Consider the following 19783-nt stretch of genomic DNA (forward strand, 5'->3'; position numbering starts at 1 on the left):
TCCGACAGCCGGACAAACAGGTTATATGTATTATACCACAAAACCCGTCGTCCGTCTGCAATAGGATTACATTTTCGGCATTATACCGGGCTTTTTCCCCGGTTTAAGTCATTATGGATTAAGCGGCGTACCTTTGTCGCGGCGTCCTCTTTTACACCGTCCTTAACAACGGCTTTGACAATATAGGTAATATCCCCGATTTTGTATTCGCGCACAACCGGTGATTTTGTTGTTTGCTTTGTTTGTTCCATAATGTAAAATCCCCCTTTCGTGGGATAACAAAAAGATTAAAAATGAAAGGCAGAAACGAACGGCTGTCAGCGGCAGCACCGCGGGAGTTTCACCCCTGCTCATTTAAGGCAGCTTTACCCAATGCCTGCGACGCTCTTAACGCTCGGACTATGGCTATAAAGGCGTTTTGTCCCGCCTATATGTCGTTGCCCACAAGCTGCTAAACCTGTTTTGCAGCGCGGTATTTCTCGCTCGACTTTCCCTGTGTGAAAAGCTGTCCTGGCGTACCCGCTGTTCGGCTCGATATAAGCGGTATGTATTCGTTTGCCTGTTATACTGCACCGCCGTTATCTTGCGGGCTTTCTTTATCAAGGAACAATAAGGCTTTGTCGGCCTGCAAAAGCACATCAACAGCGGATATGCTTTTACGGAACGACAAACAGCCCATAACGGGAAGCGTGGAAAGGGGTACACGCTCCCCGCATGGGCTTAAAGAGTTAGCCTACATGAAACGCAAGAGTGCGGGTAATAAGGCGCACTTGCAGCCTGTTACGCATTTCTTCGTCCACATAGGAGTAAGTATTGCCCGCGTCGTCTTTCAGCGTTCGGGTACAAAGTTTCGCTATGTAACCCCCGTAATGCTTCAAGATCGCGCACATGGCGTTTGTGTCGCCGTTTGCCGCTGCGGAAATGACAGGGAACGGCAACAGATTTTCAGATTTCCTAACGGTGTTCATCATCTGCTTTTCCCTCCAAATACTGTTTGATCTTCGCAAGCGCGGATTTCCTATGCCGGAAAACCGTCGTGCGTACAACATTCAGCAGTTCGCCAATTTCCGCGTCGCTCATATCCAAGAAGTAGGACAAGAGAACAATATCGCGTTTCCTTTCGGGCAGAGCGTTAAGGGCTTCGGCAAGCAGTTCATTTTTGACGAGTACATCAAAGCCGGACACTTGAAAACGGTAATAATCGCTTTCGTATTCGTCCGTCGTGAAAAGCTGTGCGAGTTCGCTTTCGCTCAAATCCGAAAAAGTTACTTCGCGGGCTGCGCGTTTCGCAAGGGTGCGGCGGTAGCTTTTCGCTTCGCCTACCAACGTTTTCTTTGCCAATGCGTCATACTGATGTTGTATTCTTTCTTTGTCGGAAGAAGATAGCTCCATAGAGTTCACCTCCTTCCCGCGTGGAGTAGAGGACGGGAGTTAAAGGCTTGTCCTCTCTGCCCCTTTCGCTCTGTACCCGTTCGGGAGATGGCTCTTTGTTGCTCCTTTCAAAAATATATTGAAATAAACAAAATGCGCCCGCCCGCAAGACGCGGACGAGCGCAAAGGAATTGTGAGCAATATTTAGATGTACTGACAGTTCGTATTCATAGCCGGAATATCCCGCTGGCGGGTAATGGCTTTTTTTGACCGCAAAGCATTAGGCGGGTTACAGTAAATAAAAATAGACACGACGATACCTCCCAGATACCGCCGTATCCTTAAAAAAGGGCGACTTTAATACACTACCCGCAATCCATTCTATAATAGGGAACAGCGGCTTTTGCTCAATATTAAATAAAAAAGCCGATAACACATAGGTTTTTTGACCTAATGCGTTATCGGCTCTGCGTCTATGCGTCTGGCACTTTTAATCATTTTTTTTGAATTTATTATATGTGTTAGCTAACTGTCCACAAGCCGCGTTAATCTCTCTGCCATGAGAAACTCTCATAGTAACTTCAAGTCCTGCTTGCTCTAATTGATGTTTGAATGCAACTATTTCCCGTTTCTGTGGTGCTTTAATTCTTGAATTGCTTGTTGGGTTGTATTGTAACACGTTAATCATAACTTTTTTGCCCCGAAACCATTTTGCAAGTTGTCTTACATCTGAGGGCCGGTCATTTATACCCGGTAAAAGCAAATACGCAAAGACAATTTTGCGATTATGCCTTTCAGAATAGGATAAGGCTTGCTTAACAACATCTTCAATAGCATATATGCGCATGTGAGGAATAATACGATTTCTTGCAGATTGTGTTGCTGCGTGTAAAGATATTGTCAACTGAATTTTAAGATGTTCCTCGCGCAATTTTTTTAATTGATCGACCGGACCAACTGTTGATATGGTAATGCCGTCGGTTGGAAAGTTGAGCCCATATCTATCTCGGAGAATATGGATTGCTTTTATCAAGTTGTCATAATTGAATAAAGGCTCTCCCATACCCATAAAAACGATACGGTTTACTTTTCGACGCAACAATATAATCTGTTGTACGATTTCTGACGATGTTAGATTACGAACAAAGCCATTTCGCCCGGACTCACAAAAAATACAACCAACAGGACAACCGACTTGTGTGCTCACGCAAACAGTTCCACCATCTCGCCGCTTGATAAAAACCGTTTCAATGTATTTGTTGTCTTTCAGTTCGTAAACATACTTTTCAGTATCACTGCTTTTGTAAATATTTTTTACCAACATTGATAGATTTTTTTTGCGTGGTAATTGCTTATATAATTCTTTATATAAGGCTTTTGCTTCATTCTCGCCAATAACTTCCGACATTTCTTTGTAAGTAAATCCGTATGGATCATTCCGTACTTCCGCAGGCGTATATTTAGGTAAACGTTTCATTTTTATATCCTTTCTTCTAAATAATAAAAGTTTGTTTTTCTGTATTTTTGATTACAATCTCTAATTTTTCTACATCAATGATATGCGTCAATTTGCATTTAGGGCAGAAAAGAGGAAAATCTTTTAATACAGTATTATGAAATACTTGAACTCTCGTCTTTCCGTTACAAATCGGACATTTTATCCAATATTTTTTAAGCATTATATTTCACTCGTCCTTTTTACACAAAAAAATGCAGGTCAATGCTCATGTTGAGGATTGACCTGCATTTATAATGCACAGAGCAGTACAACAAAACTAAGGCATAGCTTGCACTATGTCTATACTATATCTATACGTCGTTAGTTTTTTGTATAGCATCCGCAAAATAAGCATGACAAAAAAGCCCATGTTGAAAATGGGAAAATCCTTTTTTCAATGCTTATCTAATACGCATGCTATGCAACATAAACGCCGCCTCCTTTTACATACATTTTATTTTATCAGAAAATCAGTCTACTGTCAATACACAACAGGAAGTATTTAACCTAATGATATGAATTGTGTGGACATATCCAAAAAGAAAGGTGAACTGTAAAATGTAATAGGGTGAATGAAAATGGCAAAAAGACCCGTACCATTGTACGACTTTAAGGCTTTCGGGGCAGCTATAAAAGCCGCGAGAAATGAGCGCGGCGAGAGCCGGAAAAAGGTAAGCGACGAGTTATATATTTCCCCGCGCTACCTTACAAATATTGAGAACAAGGGGCAGCAACCGAGTTTACAGGTGTTCTATGACCTTGTAACACGGTATCATATTTCCGTCGATCAATTTTTCTTTCCGAACAAAAACGTGGAGAAATCTACCAATCGGCGGCAGCTTGACGCGCTGCTGGACGGTATGAGCGATAAGGGCATACGGATTGTAACCGCAACGGCAAGGGAAATTACGGAAGTCGAAAAGACAGAGGGCTAACCTCTTTCATACGGGAAATGCAGGATTGCAGCGCATGGCGGCTGCAATCTTTTTTTGCGCCCAAAATTGAGGGGACGCGCAACAAATACCGCCTTTCGGTAGGGGTATGGAGTAGATAGCAAGCACAGCAAACGAGTACCCGTTTGCGAAAAATGCTTGTTGGGATAATCCCAAACCCTTATACCGAAAGGCGGCGCGGAAATGGAAAACCGAAAGAGAAATATCCAAATGAAGTTTTACGTTACGGAAGAAGAAAAGCGGCTGATCGACGAGAAAATGAAGCAGCTTCCCATAAAGCAGTACGGAGCGTATCTGCGCAAAATGGCGATTGACGGGTATATCCTTGTCGTTGACCGGAGCGACACAAAAACATATATCCGGGAACTGCAAGCGGTGAGCCGGAATATCAACCAGATTGCCAAACGCGCCAACGCGACGGGGACGGTTTACCAGCAGGATATTGAGGATATAAAAAAGGCGGTGGACGAGATATGGCGGTTACAAAGACGCACCCTATTAAATCAACCTTAAAGGCCGCGATAGACTATATCTTAAATCCCGAAAAGACGGACGGGAAACTGCTTGCGTCCTCTTTCGGCTGCGGGCTGGAAACCGCCGATATAGAGTTTGCATGGACGCGAGAAACTGCCGGAGATCGCGGCACACATTTAGGGCGGCACTTGATACAATCCTTTGCGGTGGGCGAAACCACGCCGGAAGAAGCGCACAAAATCGGCATGGAACTTGCCAAAGAGATTTTAGGCGGCAAGTATGAGTTTGTTTTGACAACTCACGTCGATAAAGACCATCTGCATAATCACTTGATTTTCAATGCGGTTAGCTTCGTTGACTACAAAAAGTACCATTCCAACAAGCAAAGCTATCACGCTATCCGGCGCACCAGCGACAGGATATGTAAAGAGCATGGGCTATCCGTTGTCGTGCCGGGACAGGACAAAGGGAAAAGCTATGCGGAATACACCGCCGAAAAGCAAGGGACAAGCTACAAAGCAAAGCTGAAAACGGCGATAGATACCCTCATTCCCCAAGTCAAAGATTTTGACGAACTGCTGCGCCGTTTGCAGGAAATGGGGTATGAAATCAAACAGGGCAAATATATTTCTTTCCGCGCTGCCGGACAGGAACGGTTTACCCGCGCAAAGACGCTCGGCGCGGCCTATACGGAAGAAGCGATAAAGGAACGTATCAAGGGCGTATATATCGCCAAGTCAAAACCGCTGCGGGAAGATAAGAAAATCCGTCTTGTCGTCGATATTGAAAACAGCATTAAAGCCCAACAATCGGCGGGCTATGAACGGTGGGTGAAAATCCATAATCTGAAACAGGCTGCAAAAAGCATGAACTTCTTGACTGAAAACAAGATTGAATATTACAGCGACCTTGAAAGCAAAATCGCGGATATTATGACCGCCCATGACGCGGCGGCAAGGGCGGTTAAGGACGTAGAGCAGCGTATGTCTGATTTGTCGCTGCTTATCAAGCACACCACCACGTACCGACAGTTAAAACCGATTTACGACGAATACCGAAAATCACCGGACAAGGAAAAGTATCTGCGGGGGCATGAAAGCGAAATAATTCTGTTTGAAGCTGCGGCAAGGGCATTAAAGGAAATGCAGATAAAGAAGCTGCCCGATCTCGCCGCGCTGCGTAAAGAGTATAGCAGCTTAAACGACAGGAAAAGCAAATTGTATGAGGATTATCGTCAAGCCAAGAAGCAAATGCAGGAATACGGCGTTGTCAAAAAGAACGTTGACAGTATTCTATATCCGTCCCAAAGCAAGGCAAAAGAACAGGAACGGGGCTAATAGATTTTTTCACAAAAACCTGTTACAATCAAACTGTATTCAAAGAACAAAGGAAGTGTATATATGGGCTATTTAGCGGCGGCGGGAGCCTATTTAATAATCGGTCTTGTAGTTAGCTTTATCCTTATGGTAGTGGGGCTTTTTATCGGGCATATCATTGTTTTTGACAGTATCGCCCTCGGTATTATATCCGGCGTGTGCTGCAATCACTTTTTCACGCTGCACCCCGCCTTGTGCGTGCTGATCGGCGCGGCTGTATTCGCGCTGCTGTTGTTTCTCCAAAAAACACGTTTTGGATTTTGGGTAATCGGGGTGCTGCTGTCTGCTGCCTGGGCGGTCATTTTCGGGCTGCTGGCGTTTATTATCTCCAATGCAGATCAACTTTGGTTTTATGTGGTCTGCGGGCTTGCTTTTATCGTCATGTTACTTCTCCATATCAAGGCAAGAGATAAGGCATAAAACAAGGGTAGCAAGTGGAACATTAAGGGCTGAAAACGCCTGTGTTTCTGCGGCTTCCAGAGCGCGAAAGCGGTATGGACGATACTTTATACTCAAACCTCAAAAAATGCCTTTCTAATGTTCCACGAAAAAGCAAAAAAGAACGGGGCGCGGTGCCGACAATCGGCAGCCGCGCCCCTGCTTTATTCTAATCACTCTTTCAGTTTGGCATTTTTGCGTATGGTTTCCTTTGCCGCCCTTACAAAGTCTGCAATCATGCGGATTTCGTATTCGTCGCAATCGGAAACAAGGTCTTGTATCTCCTGCGAAAAAATATCTTTGGAGTGTATCACGCTATCACATAAAAACTCGTCAACAGAAACGGAAAGGGCATTTGCCAAAGATACAATCGTCGGCAAACTCAATTTGGAGTTGCCTGTTTCGATGTTGCTCATGTGTGTTGTGGAAAGCGACGCTTTTTCTGCTAATGCTTCCTGTGTCAAATCCGCTTTAATACGGGCAATCTTTATGCGCTTGCCAATCGCTCTATAATCTAATTCCATTAAAAATCCCTCGCAATCACTCACTTTCTTATATTGTATTTTTTCCGCTGTATCATTATAATAATCTGTATAAAGGATTGCTTTATACAGTTTGTATTTTGATGAAAATATTTTATATTCCACCTCACAAGCTGTATTTCTAATATATGTGAGGGAATACAATGATTACTTGCACCTTTGCAGGGCATAGAGAAGTTTTCGGCTCCTGCACTCAAAAAATAGAAAACGCGCTTGAAACGCTGATCGAAAATGAAGATACGTTATATTGTTACGTCGGCGGTATGGGAGAGTTCGACGGATTTTCCGCTGCTGCTGTCCGCAATCTGAAAAGAAAATACCCAAACAAAGAAATCCGGCTGACGCTTGTTCTTCCCTATATGCAACAAAAATTAAACGAGTATAAGGAGTATTACGAAACGAGTTTTGATGATATTCTTATCCCGGCAGAGTTAGCGGAGATACACTATAAGCGGGCAATACCCGCCCGCAACAGGTGGCTTGTGGATAATAGCGACTATTTGATTGTTATGGTTTGGCGCGACTTCGGCGGGGCATATACGACGCTGCGGTACGCACAAAAACAGGGAAAAAAGATAATCTTGCTGGAACGATAAAAAACGGGGGTGCGGTGCCGGCAATCGGCAACCGCGCCCCCCGTTTCGTTAAGGCTTATTCGTCGTCGGTGAGAGTAAAGACAGTTTCGGAAAATGCGCTGTCCGTCATGGATTGCAGCTTGTTTACCGCTGTGGCGGCAAGCTGGCGCATATCCTCGTCCATGTAGGGCATGGCAGAGTTGATATTATCAATCGTCCTTTCCCGGCTGTCCTCGGCGTAAATCGCAATTATGTTTTCTTCCTCAATGGTAAAGCGGATATTCATACTATCAAACCTCCAAATCCTTTTTCTGCTCTTTCTGCTTGTCTTTCGGCTGCGGCGCCGCCTGTTTCTTGTACTCATCCAGCTTCTTCAAAATGGACGGTTTCTTCTGCGGTTGCTCCCGTTTCTCGGCTTTTACCGCTTTCGCAAGGTCGGTAACGGAGATCGCTTCACCCGCCTTTGCCCGCTGCTCCAAATCCGCGATGGTGGGCGTTTGCGGCGTATTATTGATAATCCCGTCAAAGTTGTTGTCGTTCTGCTCTACAATGTCCTCAACGTGCTTTAAGGGATTATCCCGCTGCGGCTGCTCGGCAGCTATGGCATAAGCCTGTGTACCATTTCCCATAATGAGATACTTCCCGTCCTCCGACGCATGATGAAACCCAAAGCCCGCCGCTTCGATCTGTTCGCGGCTCATGTCGGTAATGCAAAAGTTTCCTCGCGGCGTTCTGACGGTTTCGCCCGTCATAAGGCTTTCGGGGGTCGCTTCCGGCTGCTGCTTTTCAAGCTGCCCGTCTTTGTAGGAATACCCTTGCGCTGCGATTGCTTCAAGGGTCTTGCCCGTAACGTCGCCATAAATCCGCTTGTCTGCGTCTACAAGCAGTTGCAGCGTATCTTTTACGGTATCGGATAGGGCTTGCTGCTGTTCGGGAGATAGCTTATCAAATACGGGGGTCTGCTGCGCTTGCTCCTGCTCGGCTTGCCGCTGCTGCTGCAATTCGGTAAAATGTCCCTCAATCTCGGTAATGAGTTCCTTTGCGGTTTCCTGTATCGTTTCAAGGGACGCTTTTAATTCGGTCATTTCCTTGCCGCTGCTCCACCCGGCAACATACCCGAAAGAGTAATCGGACGTATCAAGCCCGAAATGCTGACACACCGTATAGGCAACGCTTTCAGCCTGTACCTCGCGGCTGCGGCGGTCAATGCGGTTTTGTTCCTCCAGCGGGGCGTTTAAGTCCACGTCATGCAGCTTCGCATGGGCGATTTCGTGAATGGCGGTCTTAACCGCTTGCAGCTCACTCACACCCTCTTTGATAGCAATTCGCTTATCGGTCAAGCTGAAATATCCGTTTGCGCCGTTTGTGATCTGCTCAAAAGCAATCGGAACGGGGGACGCTTTTTCAAGGGCAGCGAAAAAGTCCTCGTACTGTTCTACATCGGCAAGCAGCGGTTTAACGGAGAGGTCGGGAAACTCCTTGCCCTCGGTCTGCGAAATGTCAAAGACGGTTACAACCTTAAAGGCGGGAACGGTAACTTCCTTTTCTTCCTTAACCGTCTTTCCCTCGCTGTCAAGTATGGGCTTTCTTGTGTCGGGGTCGATTTTATCCACCAGCTTTTTTACCTTGTAGGGCGCGGGGGCAAAGATTTTAATACCTTTCTCGCCGCTTTTCACATGGCGGTCAAACTCTTTCTGCCATTGTGAATAGCCCTTTACCAAATTGCCGCCCTGCATGGCAATTAGGATAGTGTTATTCAAGCTGTAATCGTGAAACTTTGACATAGCCGTTAAAAACTCTTTGTAGCGGTCGCTGTCAAAAATTGCTTGTATGCCCTGTTCCAGACGGGCGGTGATCTCCTTTACCTTGTCGCCGGGTTTTTCAGAAGAAAGGATAATCGGCACGACGGGGCGGGGCTGCGGCGGCTCGGCGGGCGGCGTTTCTGTCTGCTGCGCTTCGGCTACGTCCATAAAGACTTTATCCTGTTCGCCGCGCTCTTGCTGCGGGTAACTCATAATGCGGTATTCCTCCGGCACTTCGCGCCCCTCAAATTGACGCTCCCACTCGTCGCCGCTTTCGACGAGATAGCCGTATTCGGTAAACGCGCCTTTTTCCTGCTCGGCGGCGTTTCTGCCAAAAGCGGCAAGGTCAATCCCGCCTTTCCATTCTTCGGGCATTTGTACCATGCCGGATTGATTTAAGTAGTAGTCGCCCAAATCGCGGTAGGTATGTACTTCGGGAATATGGACGTAGAAATCCACGTTGTAGGTGAAGTCGATTACCTGTCCGATGTTCTCAAAGCCGTTTTTCTGCTGCAAGGCTGCGTTCAGCTTGCCGATCTCGGCGGGGTCCAGCTGCTCAATCCGCGCCGCAAGAAAATTGAGTTCGTCCACGCTGGCGGCGCATACCATGTCATAAGGCAAGGCAATATGTTTCTCCGGGTCGTCGGAATAACCGCGAATGGAAAAATCCTGCGGGTTGTCTGCGGTAATGCCGACGCTCTGCATAGCTTCGTGAAGCTGCTCCTTTGTGGCGGGCATATCCAGCCAATAACCGCTTGGGTCGCCCGCTTCAAAGCGGCTGCGGTTGCCTATCATAATTGAAAACTGTCCGTCCATGTGTTCACGCTCCTTTTCCTGCCCGGTATTTTCGGGGATAGCTGTCGCCTGTTGCTGTTGCGGCGGTTCCTCGCCCTCTATGGTGTAGTCCGGCATGAGCATACCGTTTACTTTGAAATAGTCGGCGTACTCCTGCGGGATAGGCGGGGAGATTTCCGTAAACAAGCGGTCATACGCTTTGATACGCCCATTCAGATACTTTTCCATAGCCGCCTTATCGGTGAAAACCTTTCTGTCCTGTCCGGCGATCTTCGCTTGGGTTCTGCTTGGGCTGTTGGTGCGCACGCTCCATGTAAGCGTCCATGAATACGGGATAGATTGCTGCGCTTCTTTGTCGTAGCGGGTATTCTCGTAAATGTGGTAGTTCATCTGATATACCCGGTTGCTGCGGGTGTATCGGTCATATTCGCCTTTCTGCCACTCGTTAGAAGTGTGCTGCACAACGGTTGTCCTTGTGTATTCAATCGCTTTGTCAAGCAAAAGCGTTTTTCCCGCCTGTTCCTCCCAAGCGGCGGCGCGTCTTGCAAGGTCGTTAAAAATCGCCTGTTCCGCTGCCGCGCTTTCCTCGCGCATGGCGTGTAGCTGCTCCGGCGGCAAAGAAACATAGGGGGCAATCTCCCCGTCCTTTGCTTCAAAATATATCCGGCGTTCTATCCGCATGGTTTCGGCGGTTTCCAATTTGTCATGGTCGTATGAAGAATACGGCATATTGTTTCATCACGTCCTTTCTCGATTTTTAAGGGTTTGGGACTATCCCAACAAGCAAAATGCCCGCGCTCTCTATGGGAAGCGCGGGCATTTCTCGCAAACGGGTACTCGTTTGCTGTGCTTGCTATGTAGTTGTTTTTATCCGTAAACGCCTGTTTCTCTCACTTTCCGCTTTCTGTCTGCGGCGTATCTTTGCCGCACAATCGGGACAGTATTTTGCCCGATTGCTGCCCGCCGCAAACGTGCTGCCGCATACCGCGCAACGCTTCAAATCGGTTTCCCCGCTGCGGGTGATCTGTTCGCATAGCTGCCTGTCTGCGGGTAAAACCGCTTCGCGGAAATAACGGCATAACAGCGAATAGCTGATACTCTGCACACAAACGCAAGTTTCCCCGTCGTCCAATAGCAGACAGTTCCCGCAATCGTTGTTGGCGCACGCGGCGCGGGTCATTTTCTTAACGGCTCGATACTGCTTTTCATCAAGCCTAATCATTTTCGGTTCTGCTCGACGCGGAAGTTTACATACTTGCCGCCTGTGTCGGCAAGCAGCACAACCCCGTCAAAGGTCTTTCCGGTTTTGGTGGAGTACATACCCTTGATTTTTACCTTTCCGTCTTTCAAAAGGGCGGCGGCAATCGCCTTTGTGAAAGTCTTTTTGCGCTGCTGAAAGAACAAGTCATTTTTCCACATGACAAAGCTGCAAGCCCTGTCGGAACAGTAATAGTTTTTCTTGCCCTCGTAAACCGCCGCGCCGCAACGGGGACAAGTGCCGATTGCTTCCCGCTGCGGGGTAAACAGCTTCGCTTTATCTTCGGAAATCGCGGAATAGGTTTTGATAAGCCCCGCTGTCATTTCCTCAATGCTGCGCATGAAGTCGTCCGGGCTGTCGCTGCCTTTGGCAATCCCGGTAAGGCGGGTTTCCCATTCTGCCGTAAGCTGCGGGGACGTAAGGACTTCGGGCAGAATAGCGGCAAGGTTATACCCGTCCTTTGTGGGGATTAGCTTTTTGCCCTTGCGCTCGGCAAAGCCCGCGCTAATGAGTTTTTCAATGATACCCGCCCGCGTTGCGGTAGTGCCTAACCCTTTGCGCTCTGCGTCCTCCGGCGTTTCTTCCTTGCCCGCGTTCTCCATAGCGGACAGAAGCGTATCTTCGGTATATGCTTTCGGGGGCTGCGTGTAACGCTCGGAGATCTCCGCTGCCGGATTGTCAAAGGTCTGCCCCTCGGCAAGCGGCGGCAAAACGGTTTCCGGATCTGCGTCCTCGTCCTGTTCCTCGGACGCGGCGCGGGACAGCTTTTCAATCTCACGCCACCCCTCGCAAAGCGTCGTCTTGCCCTTTACGGTAAAGGTATAGCCGCCGCAAGAGATAACCGCCGTAACCGCTTCGTATTCATAGGGCGCGGCTGCGGCGCAAAGCAGCTTCGCGCACACAAGGGTCATAAGTTTTGTTTCGCTGTCGGCAAGGGAAGAAAATCCCGCTTTCAAAAACTCGGCTGTCGGCAAAATAGCGTGGTGGTCGGTTACTTTGCTGTTGTCGCAAACCCTTGTAAGGTCTGCTTGCAGCTTCACGTCCCGCATAAAGGGAAGCAGCGAACAAAGCCCGGTAATGAGTTCCTTTGTGCTGTCCTGCATATCGGAAGTGATATATTTGCTGTCGGTGCGGGGATAGGTCAAAAACCGCTTTTCATAGAGGGCTTGCGCATAATCAAGGGTCTGTTTCGCCGTAAACCCGTACAGGCGGTTGGCTTCGCGCTGCAACGCGGTAAGGTCAAACAGCTTCGGCGGTGCAACGGTCTTTTTCTCTTTTTTGAGGGAAGTACAAACGGCTTGCGATTTCTCGCAAGCCGCTTTCATCTGCTGCGCTGCCGCTTCGTCGTTCAGCCTTTCGGACAAAGCCGAAACACCACCCGCGTCCAGACGGACAACATGATATTTTTCTTTCTTAAAGCTGCTGATCGCATAGTCGCGGTTTACCAGCATGGTAAGGGTGGGCGTCTGCACTCTGCCGACATTCAGCGTTTTGTGATAGAGGATAGAGAAAAGGCGGGTCGCGTTAATCCCGACAAGCCAATCTGCCTTTGCTCTGCAAAGCGCGGATTGATAGAGGTCGTCATAGCTGCGCCCGTCTTTAAGGTTTGAAAAGCCCTCGCGGATTGCGCTTTCTTCCATACTGCTAATCCAAAGGCGGGAAAAGGGCTTTTTGCAATTTGCCTGTTCATAGACAAAGCGAAAAATGAGTTCTCCCTCGCGCCCGCTGTCGCACGCATTGACAATCTCGGAAACGTCGCTGCGGTGCATAAGGTCTTTGAGTACGGAAAACTGCTGCTCCTTGCCGCTGGCAACGGTAAACTGCCAATCCTGCGGGACAATGGGGAGATCGTCATACTTCCATTTTCGGTACTGCTCGTTGTAGGTCGCCGCGTCCGCAAGGCTAATCAAATGCCCGATACACCAGGACACAAGGTAGCCGCTGCCCTCAAAATATCCGCTGCGCTTTTCATTCGCGCCAAGTACGGCGGCAATCGCCGCCCCGACGCTCGGTTTCTCTGCAATTACAAGTTTCATACTTCCTCGTCCTCCTGCTCGGTTTCTAATTCTTCCTCGTCGTCCTCGTCAAAGTCGAGATCGTCAAGGTTGCTGCTGCCTTTTGCCGCGTCCTTTTTGGGTTTCATAATCTTAAAGTAATAGAACGCGCCGCCGCCCGCTGCGGCAAGAAGCAGCACCACAAGCAGAATAGCGCCGCCCATGCCGCCGCCTTTATCTTCCTCCGGCTCCGGCTGCTCGGTTTCTTCCGGCTCCGGCTCGGCTTCCTTGCCCGCGCACTCGCTCATGTTGACGCTGCAAACGGGGCAATCGGTGTTGACGCTTCCGGGGGCGCATTTTTCAGTACAGCTACAAGCGGGGATTTCGGTCTGTTCGTCCTCCATAAGCTGCAAAAGGTCTTTTTCATCAACTTGATTGAGGAAATGGACGGTGTTTTCTCCGTCCTCGGCGCGGTCAATGATGATGTAAAAATAGTTTCCGTTTTTCGTAACGACGGTAATAAACTGTTTATCGCCGGACGCTTCGCCCGTTATATCGTCCACAAGGCTCATGTTGCCCTCCGGCGTTAAGGGCTGCGGCTCATAGCCGCCCGTCGTTTCTTCCGGCTCGGTTTCGGTTACGGGGGTAGGCGGCTCGTCGCTCACATCACCGCCGCCCGCAAAAGCGGTAACAGAAAAGCCGCCCATGAGTACAAGGGCGGCAAGCAAAGCGGTAACGCTGCGGAACAGTTTTTTATGCTTCATCTTCGGTTTCCTCCTGTTCGTCGGTATAGTCTGCGTCCGGCTGCGGCAAGGCAATTTCGCCGCTGGCGTAAGCGGAGAGGAACGCGGCAAGCTGCGCCCCGTCAAGGTGTACCGCTTTCACCATTTGAACGATCTGCGCATTTTCTTCCTCGATTTTCTGCGCTTCAAGGTCTTTCAGCCTTTTTTGGTATTCAAGGATTTTCGCCCTCGTTTTCTCAATATCCCGTTCGATACGGTCAAGTTTCGTGTTTGCCATAGAAATTAACTCCTTTCAAAGTCAGTTGTAATGTAGCCGCCCATAGGCGTAAAAATGGGATTGCCAATAGCTTGTATCAAGTTTTGTGTATTGTATCGGGTCGCCACAATGCAGCATGACGGGGCTTCCGTCCCCGTCCTCGCCAACGTAGATACCCACATGAGATACCCCCGGCGTGTCGTATGTACCCGTAAAGAAAACCAAATCCCCCGGCTGCGGGTTGGAAACGCGGGTTGAAATGTTGTAAAGCCCCTGCGCCCCAAGTCTGCCCGTATTGTATAAGCCGCTGTTCGTCAGCACATAGCTAACAAAACCGCTGCAATCAAAAGAGGTTTCCGGGCTGCTGCCGCCCCACACATAGGGAAAACCGACATACTTTTCCGCTTCTTCAATCAATCGCGCAAACTGTTCATCTTCCAGATAGGCGGGCGGGATTTCATAATCCGCTGGCGGGTTTTCATAGTATTTTGAGATATAGCCGGATTGTGGGAAAAGGTCGGGTCTGTTTCCAAGCGACGACATATACATAGCGTACATGGATAGCTGTTCCTCGCCCATAATGTAAACGGGAACATGGGAGAGGTTGAAGTTTTCCAAATCCACATGGAGAATGTAATAGTTATAGGGTACTTCAACGTCGTATTCGTTGCCCTCGCTGTCCGTCCGCGTTTCGGTGCGGTAGCGTACCTCGACTTCCTCCGTAACCGTCAAGATATACTGTTTCTCAAAGAGCATTTCAAGGGTGCTTTGCGCTTCATCGAGCGTAAATACGCCCTCATGCAGCGCGGAAAGGATAGAGATTAGCACATAAGGGTCATGCTCGATCTCGTCCGCGTTTACCCGGTATTCGTCGTAGCCGGGGTATTCGCGTTCGATATTATCCAGCATATCTTGTAACTCTGCTTCCATATCGGTGTAAGCTGCTTCCGCGCCCGTAATATCCGCGTCCTCGGAAAGATAGGACGACGCAATCAAACCGCTGCCGCTGTTGCCGCCGAACAGGGAACAAGAGGACAAGCCGCCGAAAAACAGAAGCACGATAAAGGCAATCCCGCCCACGATCAAACAGCCTTTCCAATGCCGGACGACAAAGAACGTCGCCCGCTTTGTTTCCTGCGCCGTTTTCTTCGCCGCCTTTGCGGTGGCTTCGGCGGTCTTTTTCACCTTGCCGCCTGTTTTCAACGCCTTTGCATACTGCTTTTTAATGCGCTGCTTTTGCCAAAACCGGGAAATCGGGTTAGAGTGCGCAAGGGCGGGGTTATCATGCAGCGCCTTTTGATAGAGAAAATCGGCGTTTGCCTTTGCTGCCTTTTTCTCGGCTGCTGCCGCTGCCCGGTAGGGTTTCAGCTTATGGCTGCGTATGCCGCGTTTTACCGCCCGCGTCGTCATGCCGCCCGCTTTCTCGCCCACAAGTTCTATCCTGTGTCCGCTTTCCACACCGACATTTTCTTTCTCTACCTCATAGATTTTTCCATGTACGGCGGCGTCCAATTCCTGCGCCGGACGGGATAACGGGTTATGACGCAATTTACCGTTTGGGGGCTTATCCGTCTTTTCAAAAGCAAGGCGCGTCTTTGCTTTGCCTTTGGCCTCGTCAAAAACGCGCTCTTTTGTGATTTTGGTCTGTTTGGGGATAGCTGCCCGCGCTTTGTCTAAACGGTCAGCCGCCGTATCGGATTTTTTGATTGCCTTTTGCAGTTCCGGCGTTGCCCGTTCCGCTTCGGAAAACTGCAAGCGGGACGTATGGGTTTTAAGCTGCGCTGCGTCAAGGGCCTTTTTCTCCGCGCCCTTTTCTAAATGGCGGCTAACCTCTGTGCCGATACGTTGGGTCGCTTTTTCCGCTGCTCCCGCTGCGGGGGCTGAATAGTTTTCCTCCGGCGGTCTTTCGCTGATACTCGTCGTTTCGCCCGTTGTAAGGTTTTCCGCAACCGCCCCGTCGCGGGTCATTTTCTGTGTTACCTTGTCGGGGGCTTTTAATTCCTTGCTCAATGTTCATCACCTCCAATACGCTGTTTTGCAAGGGTGCAGTATTCGGGATTGATCTCTATACCGATATAGCGGCGGGAAAGGCTTTTTGCCGCCGCTGCGGTCGTGCCGCTGCCTAAAAACGGGTCAAGCACAATCCCGCCGACAGGACAGCCCGCCAAAATGCACGTTTCCGCAAGTTTCGGCGGGAACGCTGCAAAATGCCCGCCGCGATAGGAAGCTGTGTTGATCTGCCAAACGTTGCGGCGGCTGCGGACGGGGGAAATCATTTCGTCGGTGTATGCGCCTTTCCTGCGGGGGCGGTTGATTTTCTGCGGCTGGTTTTGCCCCGGAACGGTAGCAGCATATTTGTTGCCTTTCCCAACTCCGCTTTTCAGCCGTACCGCCGTTGTGGGGGCTATCGGCTCGGCTACTGCTTGCCAATCGTAGTAATATTTCTTCGACTTGGTAAGCAGAAACACATATTCATAGCAGCGCGTCGGTCTGTCCCGCGCGCTTTCCGGCATGGCGTTTCCCTTATGCCAAATGATAGAACTGCGCAAATACCAACCGTCGCCCCGCAAGGCAAGGGCTACAAGCCACGGAATACCGATTAGGTCTTTTGGCTTGCAGCCGGGGGCGCGGTGGTTTACCGCCACTTGCTGCCCGTTCCTGCCTTTGGGATATTTCGGGTCTTGGTGGTCGGCTTTGCTGCCTGTACCGCAATAAGTGTCCGCGATATTCAGCCAACAAGTACCCTCCGGCGTAAGCACCCGCTTTACCTCATGGAAAACCGCTGTAATGCGGGAAACATATTCCTCCGGCGTTGCTTCCCGCCCGATCTGCCCGTCTGTGCCGTAATCGCGCAAAGCATAGTAGGGCGGGGACGTTACGCAACAATCCAAACAGTTATCCGGCAAGGTTTGAAGCACTTGCAAGCTGTCGCCGCAATAGATTTTATCCGTTTCTATCCTCATGCCGACACCTCGCCGGGCTTGGTCGTCATCACGCGGTAGAGTTCCGTATCTTTTGGGAAACGGTCAATAAAGGGCAAAATCACGTTGCCATAGAAGATAAGTCCCTCGCCCGCTTCGGAATGGGTTACATAGGTCATTTGCTGCTGCGAAATGTTAAGCTGCTTGGCAAGGATTTCCAGGTCGCCCTGGGCTTGGTTGAGCATATAGACAAAATCGCTGTTTTCAAAGATGTTCTCCACCTCGCGGGACGACAACAAATCTTTCACGTTTTGGGTGATACCTGTCGGAATACCGCCCCACTTCCTAAAACGCTTCCAAATCTCGACGGAATAGGCGGCGGTCTGTTCCTCTTTCAAGAGCAAATGAAACTCGTCGATGTAATACCGCGTCGCCTTGCCCTCGCTGCGGTTTACCGTTACTCTGTTCCATACTTGGTCTTGGACGATAAGCATACCGACTTTTTTAAGCTGTGTACCGAGTTCCTTAATATCAAAGCAGACAAGGCGATTATGAATGTCAACGTTTGTCCTGTGGTTAAAAATGTTCAAGCTGCCGTTTACATAGAGTTCCAACGCCGCCGCGATACGCTGCGCTTCCTTTTCCGGCTGCTTCTTGATCTCGTCGTAGAGGTCGCCCAAAATCGGCATATTTTCGGGCTTCGGGTCGGCAAGGTAGTTGCGGTACACGCTGATAACGGCGCGGTCAATTAAGGTCTTTTCGACAGCTTCCAGCCCGTTTTTACCCCCCATAATCAACTCACAAAAGGAAAGGATAAAATCGCTCTTTAAGGCTATGGGCGTGTCGCCCTCGCTGTAATTGAGGTTAATATCCATAGGGTTAATGTACTGCGTGCTGTTCTGCGAAACCTTGATAACCTGTCCTTTCAAACGTCCGACAAGGGGGTAATATTCTGCTTCGGGGTCGCAAATGATAATATCATCTGCCGTAATGAGAAAAGCGTTTGTGATTTCGCGTTTTGCAGAAAAACTTTTGCCGCTGCCCGGTGTGCCGAGTATCAAGCCGTTGGGATTTTTCAGCTTCTTTCGGTCGCACAAAATCATGTTGTTGGAAAGGGCATTTAAGCCGTAATACAATGCTTCGCCGCTTTGGAACAGCTCTTGCACCGTAAAGGGGACGAAAACGGCGGTGCTGCTGGTCGTCAAGCCGCGCTGGATATTGACAAGATTTTCCCCTAACGGGATAGAGGACATAAGCCCCTGTTCCTGCCGATAGTCAAGGCGGGTCAAAATGCAGTTGTATTTCTGTGCGATTGCTGCCGCCCCGAACACTTCGTTATCCAATTTCTGCTTGGTATCCGCAAAGTTTAAGACAAGCAGCGTGAGCAGAAACATTCTTTCGTTGCGGCTCTGCAAATCGCGGAGTAGGTTTTTTGCTTCCCCTCCGTAGGTGGCAAGGTCGGACGGAATAATATCCATGTCGTACCCGCTGCGGATTGCTTTCTTTTGTTCCTCAATCTTCATGCGGTCAAGGTCGGTGATCTTGCGCTTAATCGTCTTGATTGCTTCGTTGTGGTCGATACTCTGAATGTGCAGATTGACGATAATCCCGTTTTCCGCGTCCATGAAGTCGGCAAGCATACGGTCGGAGAGTTCCGGCGCGACGATCTGCAAAAAGGAAACCGCACCAAACTTGCCGCCCATTTGAAACATTCGCCCGTCGCCAAATCGGAAAGAGGACGGGGCGATAAAGTCTTTGACGGAAAGACCGCTTGTGGGTAGCCATTCCCACGCAAAGTTAAAGCGTTCCCCGTCCGGGTGGAAAATCCCATGCAGCACTTCAAGACGCTGTTTCCCGTCCAATACCCGCGCCGCTGCGCCGATCACCTTAAAATGGTTGAGGGTGTCCGTTTCAATGCGGGCAAGACGCGCCCGCGCCGATCTAATGTCCTTTGCTTCAACGGTAAAGGTAAGAAACTTGGTCTTGATAAGCCCGTTGTTTCCGCGTTCAAGCTGCGTTTGCAGCATTTCGGTGTACTCGGCTCTGATACTATCAAAGTCGTCATTCTGCGGCGCAATCGTGATACTGTTCTTGAAATCGTCCTTGTTCGCATGGCGGCTGATTAAGGAAAGCTGCACGTTGATAGAAGCGTCGAACGAGTTATACATATCGCAAAGGGCTTCAAAAATGGCGGTTTTGTCGTCCGGCTGCGCAAGCTGATAGTTGATGTCCTCAAACTCAATGCACTTGGAATACCGCCCGTTTGCAAGGCGGCAAATCCCGTCCTTATACATTCGCTCAAACGGTATGCTGTCCTGCGCCGTATGGGGCTTCCCGTCGCCCTTTGCCTGCCGGATAAGCGCGTTGATCTGTTTCTTTTCCTGCCGCGTAAGTTTACGCTTTTCGTTTTGGGTGTTTTTCTTTTCCTTTGACAATCGCCCGTACCTCCTTATCTAATTGCTCTTGCCGCGCAAGGGCGGCATAAAAATTGTTGGTCTGATAAGGTCGCTCTTTGGGGCGAAGAAACTTCACTTCCACAAATTGCCGAATAATCACTTCCAGCGGTTGCCCGTTTTTCTCGTACATGGCAAGCAAAAACATAGGCAGCATGGCAAGCACCATACACAATGCCGCTGCGCTCGTTCCAACGCTGCCTTTTACCAAAAAGAACAGCGGCAGTCCGATTGCTACCGCCGCGCTGAAACAAACTAACTGTCTTTTCGTAAGGTTGAACATTACCTTGCTTTTGATTTTTGTTAAGTCCTTTGGGACGGTTACATACGCCAT

21 protein-coding genes are annotated in these 19783 nt (G+C 49.3%); 5 read left to right on the top strand and 16 right to left on the bottom strand.

The features are described from left to right. Positions 1-80 precede the first annotated feature (80 nt). The 5 genes from B9O19_RS02715 to B9O19_RS02740 form a co-directional block, all read right to left on the bottom strand. Positions 81-251 carry a transposon-encoded TnpW family protein gene (locus tag B9O19_RS02715; RefSeq protein WP_102365005.1) on the bottom strand — a complete coding sequence of 57 codons (171 nt, stop codon included), beginning with the start codon at positions 249-251 and terminating at the stop codon, positions 81-83. A gap of 477 nt (positions 252-728) precedes the next feature. Then, on the bottom strand, positions 729-971 hold the full coding sequence (locus B9O19_RS02725) for a helix-turn-helix domain-containing protein (RefSeq protein ID WP_102365006.1): 243 nt from the start codon (positions 969-971) through the stop codon (positions 729-731). Beyond that, complete coding sequence (locus tag B9O19_RS02730; RefSeq protein WP_055219620.1) at positions 955-1392, bottom strand: sigma-70 family RNA polymerase sigma factor; 438 nt, start codon at positions 1390-1392, stop codon at positions 955-957. Before B9O19_RS02730 ends, B9O19_RS02725 begins: the two co-directional genes overlap by 17 nt. A 469-nt stretch (positions 1393-1861) precedes the next feature. Next, positions 1862-2848 (bottom strand): 23S rRNA (adenine(2503)-C(2))-methyltransferase RlmN, encoded by a 987-nt coding sequence (rlmN, locus tag B9O19_RS02735; protein WP_102365007.1) that lies wholly within the window; start codon positions 2846-2848, stop codon positions 1862-1864. Positions 2849-2864: 16 nt separating this feature from the next. Further along, positions 2865-3050 (bottom strand): cysteine-rich KTR domain-containing protein, encoded by a 186-nt coding sequence (locus B9O19_RS02740; RefSeq protein WP_003431289.1) that lies wholly within the window; start codon positions 3048-3050, stop codon positions 2865-2867. A gap of 397 nt (positions 3051-3447) precedes the next feature. On the opposite strand from B9O19_RS02740, the gene B9O19_RS02745 reads away from it, so the two are divergent. From B9O19_RS02745 to B9O19_RS02760, 4 genes are all read left to right on the top strand, one after another. After that, positions 3448-3804: a helix-turn-helix transcriptional regulator gene (locus B9O19_RS02745; RefSeq protein ID WP_102365008.1), complete on the top strand. Its 357-nt coding sequence runs from the start codon at positions 3448-3450 to the stop codon at positions 3802-3804. 201 nt (positions 3805-4005) lie between these two features. Next, on the top strand, positions 4006-4335 hold the full coding sequence (locus B9O19_RS02750; protein WP_102365009.1) for a plasmid mobilization protein: 330 nt from the start codon (positions 4006-4008) through the stop codon (positions 4333-4335). After that, the gene (locus B9O19_RS02755) at positions 4296-5633 is read left to right on the top strand and encodes a relaxase/mobilization nuclease domain-containing protein (RefSeq protein ID WP_102365010.1); all 1338 of its coding nucleotides are present in this window, start codon (positions 4296-4298) and stop codon (positions 5631-5633) included. Before B9O19_RS02750 ends, B9O19_RS02755 begins: the two co-directional genes overlap by 40 nt. 63 nt (positions 5634-5696) lie before the next feature. After that, positions 5697-6092 carry a hypothetical protein gene (locus B9O19_RS02760; RefSeq protein ID WP_077734539.1) on the top strand — a complete coding sequence of 132 codons (396 nt, stop codon included), beginning with the start codon at positions 5697-5699 and terminating at the stop codon, positions 6090-6092. Between the two features lie 191 nt (positions 6093-6283). Here B9O19_RS02760 and B9O19_RS02765 read toward each other — a convergent pair whose 3' ends face one another. After that, on the bottom strand, positions 6284-6634 hold the full coding sequence (locus tag B9O19_RS02765; RefSeq protein WP_007709550.1) for a helix-turn-helix domain-containing protein: 351 nt from the start codon (positions 6632-6634) through the stop codon (positions 6284-6286). 161 nt (positions 6635-6795) lie between these two features. Here B9O19_RS02765 and B9O19_RS02770 point away from each other — a divergent pair, with 161 nt between their 5' ends. Then, entirely contained in the window at positions 6796-7248 is a 453-nt protein-coding gene (locus B9O19_RS02770) for an SLOG family protein (protein ID WP_102365011.1), read from the top strand. Between the two features lie 55 nt (positions 7249-7303). Here the strand turns inward: B9O19_RS02770 and B9O19_RS02775 are convergent, their stop codons facing one another. From B9O19_RS02775 to B9O19_RS02820, 10 genes are all read right to left on the bottom strand, one after another. Continuing rightward, positions 7304-7513, bottom strand: a complete 210-nt coding sequence (locus tag B9O19_RS02775; protein WP_102365012.1) for a transposon-transfer assisting family protein — start codon at positions 7511-7513, stop codon at positions 7304-7306. A 4-nt stretch (positions 7514-7517) separates the two neighbouring features. Beyond that, complete coding sequence (locus tag B9O19_RS02780) at positions 7518-10553, bottom strand: antirestriction protein ArdA (RefSeq protein ID WP_102365013.1); 3036 nt, start codon at positions 10551-10553, stop codon at positions 7518-7520. A 124-nt stretch (positions 10554-10677) separates the two neighbouring features. Next, the gene (locus B9O19_RS02785; RefSeq protein WP_007860200.1) at positions 10678-11046 is read right to left on the bottom strand and encodes a cysteine-rich VLP domain-containing protein; all 369 of its coding nucleotides are present in this window, start codon (positions 11044-11046) and stop codon (positions 10678-10680) included. Next, entirely contained in the window at positions 11043-13118 is a 2076-nt protein-coding gene (locus B9O19_RS02790; protein ID WP_102365014.1) for a type IA DNA topoisomerase, read from the bottom strand. The genes B9O19_RS02785 and B9O19_RS02790 overlap by 4 nt, the downstream gene beginning before the upstream one ends. Beyond that, a complete protein-coding gene (locus B9O19_RS02795) occupies positions 13115-13840 on the bottom strand; it encodes a DUF4366 domain-containing protein (RefSeq protein WP_102365015.1) in 726 nt (241 codons plus the stop codon). Before B9O19_RS02795 ends, B9O19_RS02790 begins: the two co-directional genes overlap by 4 nt. Beyond that, complete coding sequence (locus tag B9O19_RS02800; protein WP_003508256.1) at positions 13830-14096, bottom strand: DUF4315 family protein; 267 nt, start codon at positions 14094-14096, stop codon at positions 13830-13832. Before B9O19_RS02800 ends, B9O19_RS02795 begins: the two co-directional genes overlap by 11 nt. 21 nt (positions 14097-14117) lie before the next feature. Beyond that, positions 14118-16085 carry a C40 family peptidase gene (locus B9O19_RS02805; protein WP_102365016.1) on the bottom strand — a complete coding sequence of 656 codons (1968 nt, stop codon included), beginning with the start codon at positions 16083-16085 and terminating at the stop codon, positions 14118-14120. Beyond that, positions 16082-17038 (bottom strand): DNA-methyltransferase, encoded by a 957-nt coding sequence (locus B9O19_RS02810; protein WP_102365017.1) that lies wholly within the window; start codon positions 17036-17038, stop codon positions 16082-16084. Before B9O19_RS02810 ends, B9O19_RS02805 begins: the two co-directional genes overlap by 4 nt. Next, positions 17035-19431, bottom strand: coding sequence for a VirB4-like conjugal transfer ATPase, CD1110 family (locus B9O19_RS02815; protein ID WP_102365018.1), 2397 nt, complete (start codon positions 19429-19431; stop codon positions 17035-17037). Before B9O19_RS02815 ends, B9O19_RS02810 begins: the two co-directional genes overlap by 4 nt. After that, positions 19391-19783: a PrgI family protein gene (locus B9O19_RS02820; RefSeq protein WP_102365019.1), complete on the bottom strand. Its 393-nt coding sequence runs from the start codon at positions 19781-19783 to the stop codon at positions 19391-19393. Before B9O19_RS02820 ends, B9O19_RS02815 begins: the two co-directional genes overlap by 41 nt.

The organism is Monoglobus pectinilyticus, assembly GCF_002874775.1.
In the GTDB taxonomy this organism is placed as follows: domain Bacteria; phylum Bacillota; class Clostridia; order Monoglobales; family Monoglobaceae; genus Monoglobus; species Monoglobus pectinilyticus.

Coding starts and splice junctions, on each gene's coding strand:
- B9O19_RS02715 (WP_102365005.1), bottom strand. CDS start 251: ATGGAACAAACAAAGCAAACAACAAAATCACCGGTTGTGCGCGAATAC.
- B9O19_RS02725 (WP_102365006.1), bottom strand. CDS start 971: ATGATGAACACCGTTAGGAAATCTGAAAATCTGTTGCCGTTCCCTGTC.
- B9O19_RS02730 (WP_055219620.1), bottom strand. CDS start 1,392: ATGGAGCTATCTTCTTCCGACAAAGAAAGAATACAACATCAGTATGAC.
- rlmN (WP_102365007.1), bottom strand. CDS start 2,848: ATGAAACGTTTACCTAAATATACGCCTGCGGAAGTACGGAATGATCCA.
- B9O19_RS02740 (WP_003431289.1), bottom strand. CDS start 3,050: ATGCTTAAAAAATATTGGATAAAATGTCCGATTTGTAACGGAAAGACG.
- B9O19_RS02745 (WP_102365008.1), top strand. CDS start 3,448: ATGGCAAAAAGACCCGTACCATTGTACGACTTTAAGGCTTTCGGGGCA.
- B9O19_RS02750 (WP_102365009.1), top strand. CDS start 4,006: ATGGAAAACCGAAAGAGAAATATCCAAATGAAGTTTTACGTTACGGAA.
- B9O19_RS02755 (WP_102365010.1), top strand. CDS start 4,296: ATGGCGGTTACAAAGACGCACCCTATTAAATCAACCTTAAAGGCCGCG.
- B9O19_RS02760 (WP_077734539.1), top strand. CDS start 5,697: ATGGGCTATTTAGCGGCGGCGGGAGCCTATTTAATAATCGGTCTTGTA.
- B9O19_RS02765 (WP_007709550.1), bottom strand. CDS start 6,634: ATGGAATTAGATTATAGAGCGATTGGCAAGCGCATAAAGATTGCCCGT.
- B9O19_RS02770 (WP_102365011.1), top strand. CDS start 6,796: ATGATTACTTGCACCTTTGCAGGGCATAGAGAAGTTTTCGGCTCCTGC.
- B9O19_RS02775 (WP_102365012.1), bottom strand. CDS start 7,513: ATGAATATCCGCTTTACCATTGAGGAAGAAAACATAATTGCGATTTAC.
- B9O19_RS02780 (WP_102365013.1), bottom strand. CDS start 10,553: ATGCCGTATTCTTCATACGACCATGACAAATTGGAAACCGCCGAAACC.
- B9O19_RS02785 (WP_007860200.1), bottom strand. CDS start 11,046: ATGATTAGGCTTGATGAAAAGCAGTATCGAGCCGTTAAGAAAATGACC.
- B9O19_RS02790 (WP_102365014.1), bottom strand. CDS start 13,118: ATGAAACTTGTAATTGCAGAGAAACCGAGCGTCGGGGCGGCGATTGCC.
- B9O19_RS02795 (WP_102365015.1), bottom strand. CDS start 13,840: ATGAAGCATAAAAAACTGTTCCGCAGCGTTACCGCTTTGCTTGCCGCC.
- B9O19_RS02800 (WP_003508256.1), bottom strand. CDS start 14,096: ATGGCAAACACGAAACTTGACCGTATCGAACGGGATATTGAGAAAACG.
- B9O19_RS02810 (WP_102365017.1), bottom strand. CDS start 17,038: ATGAGGATAGAAACGGATAAAATCTATTGCGGCGACAGCTTGCAAGTG.
- B9O19_RS02820 (WP_102365019.1), bottom strand. CDS start 19,783: ATGGCGTATGTAACCGTCCCAAAGGACTTAACAAAAATCAAAAGCAAG.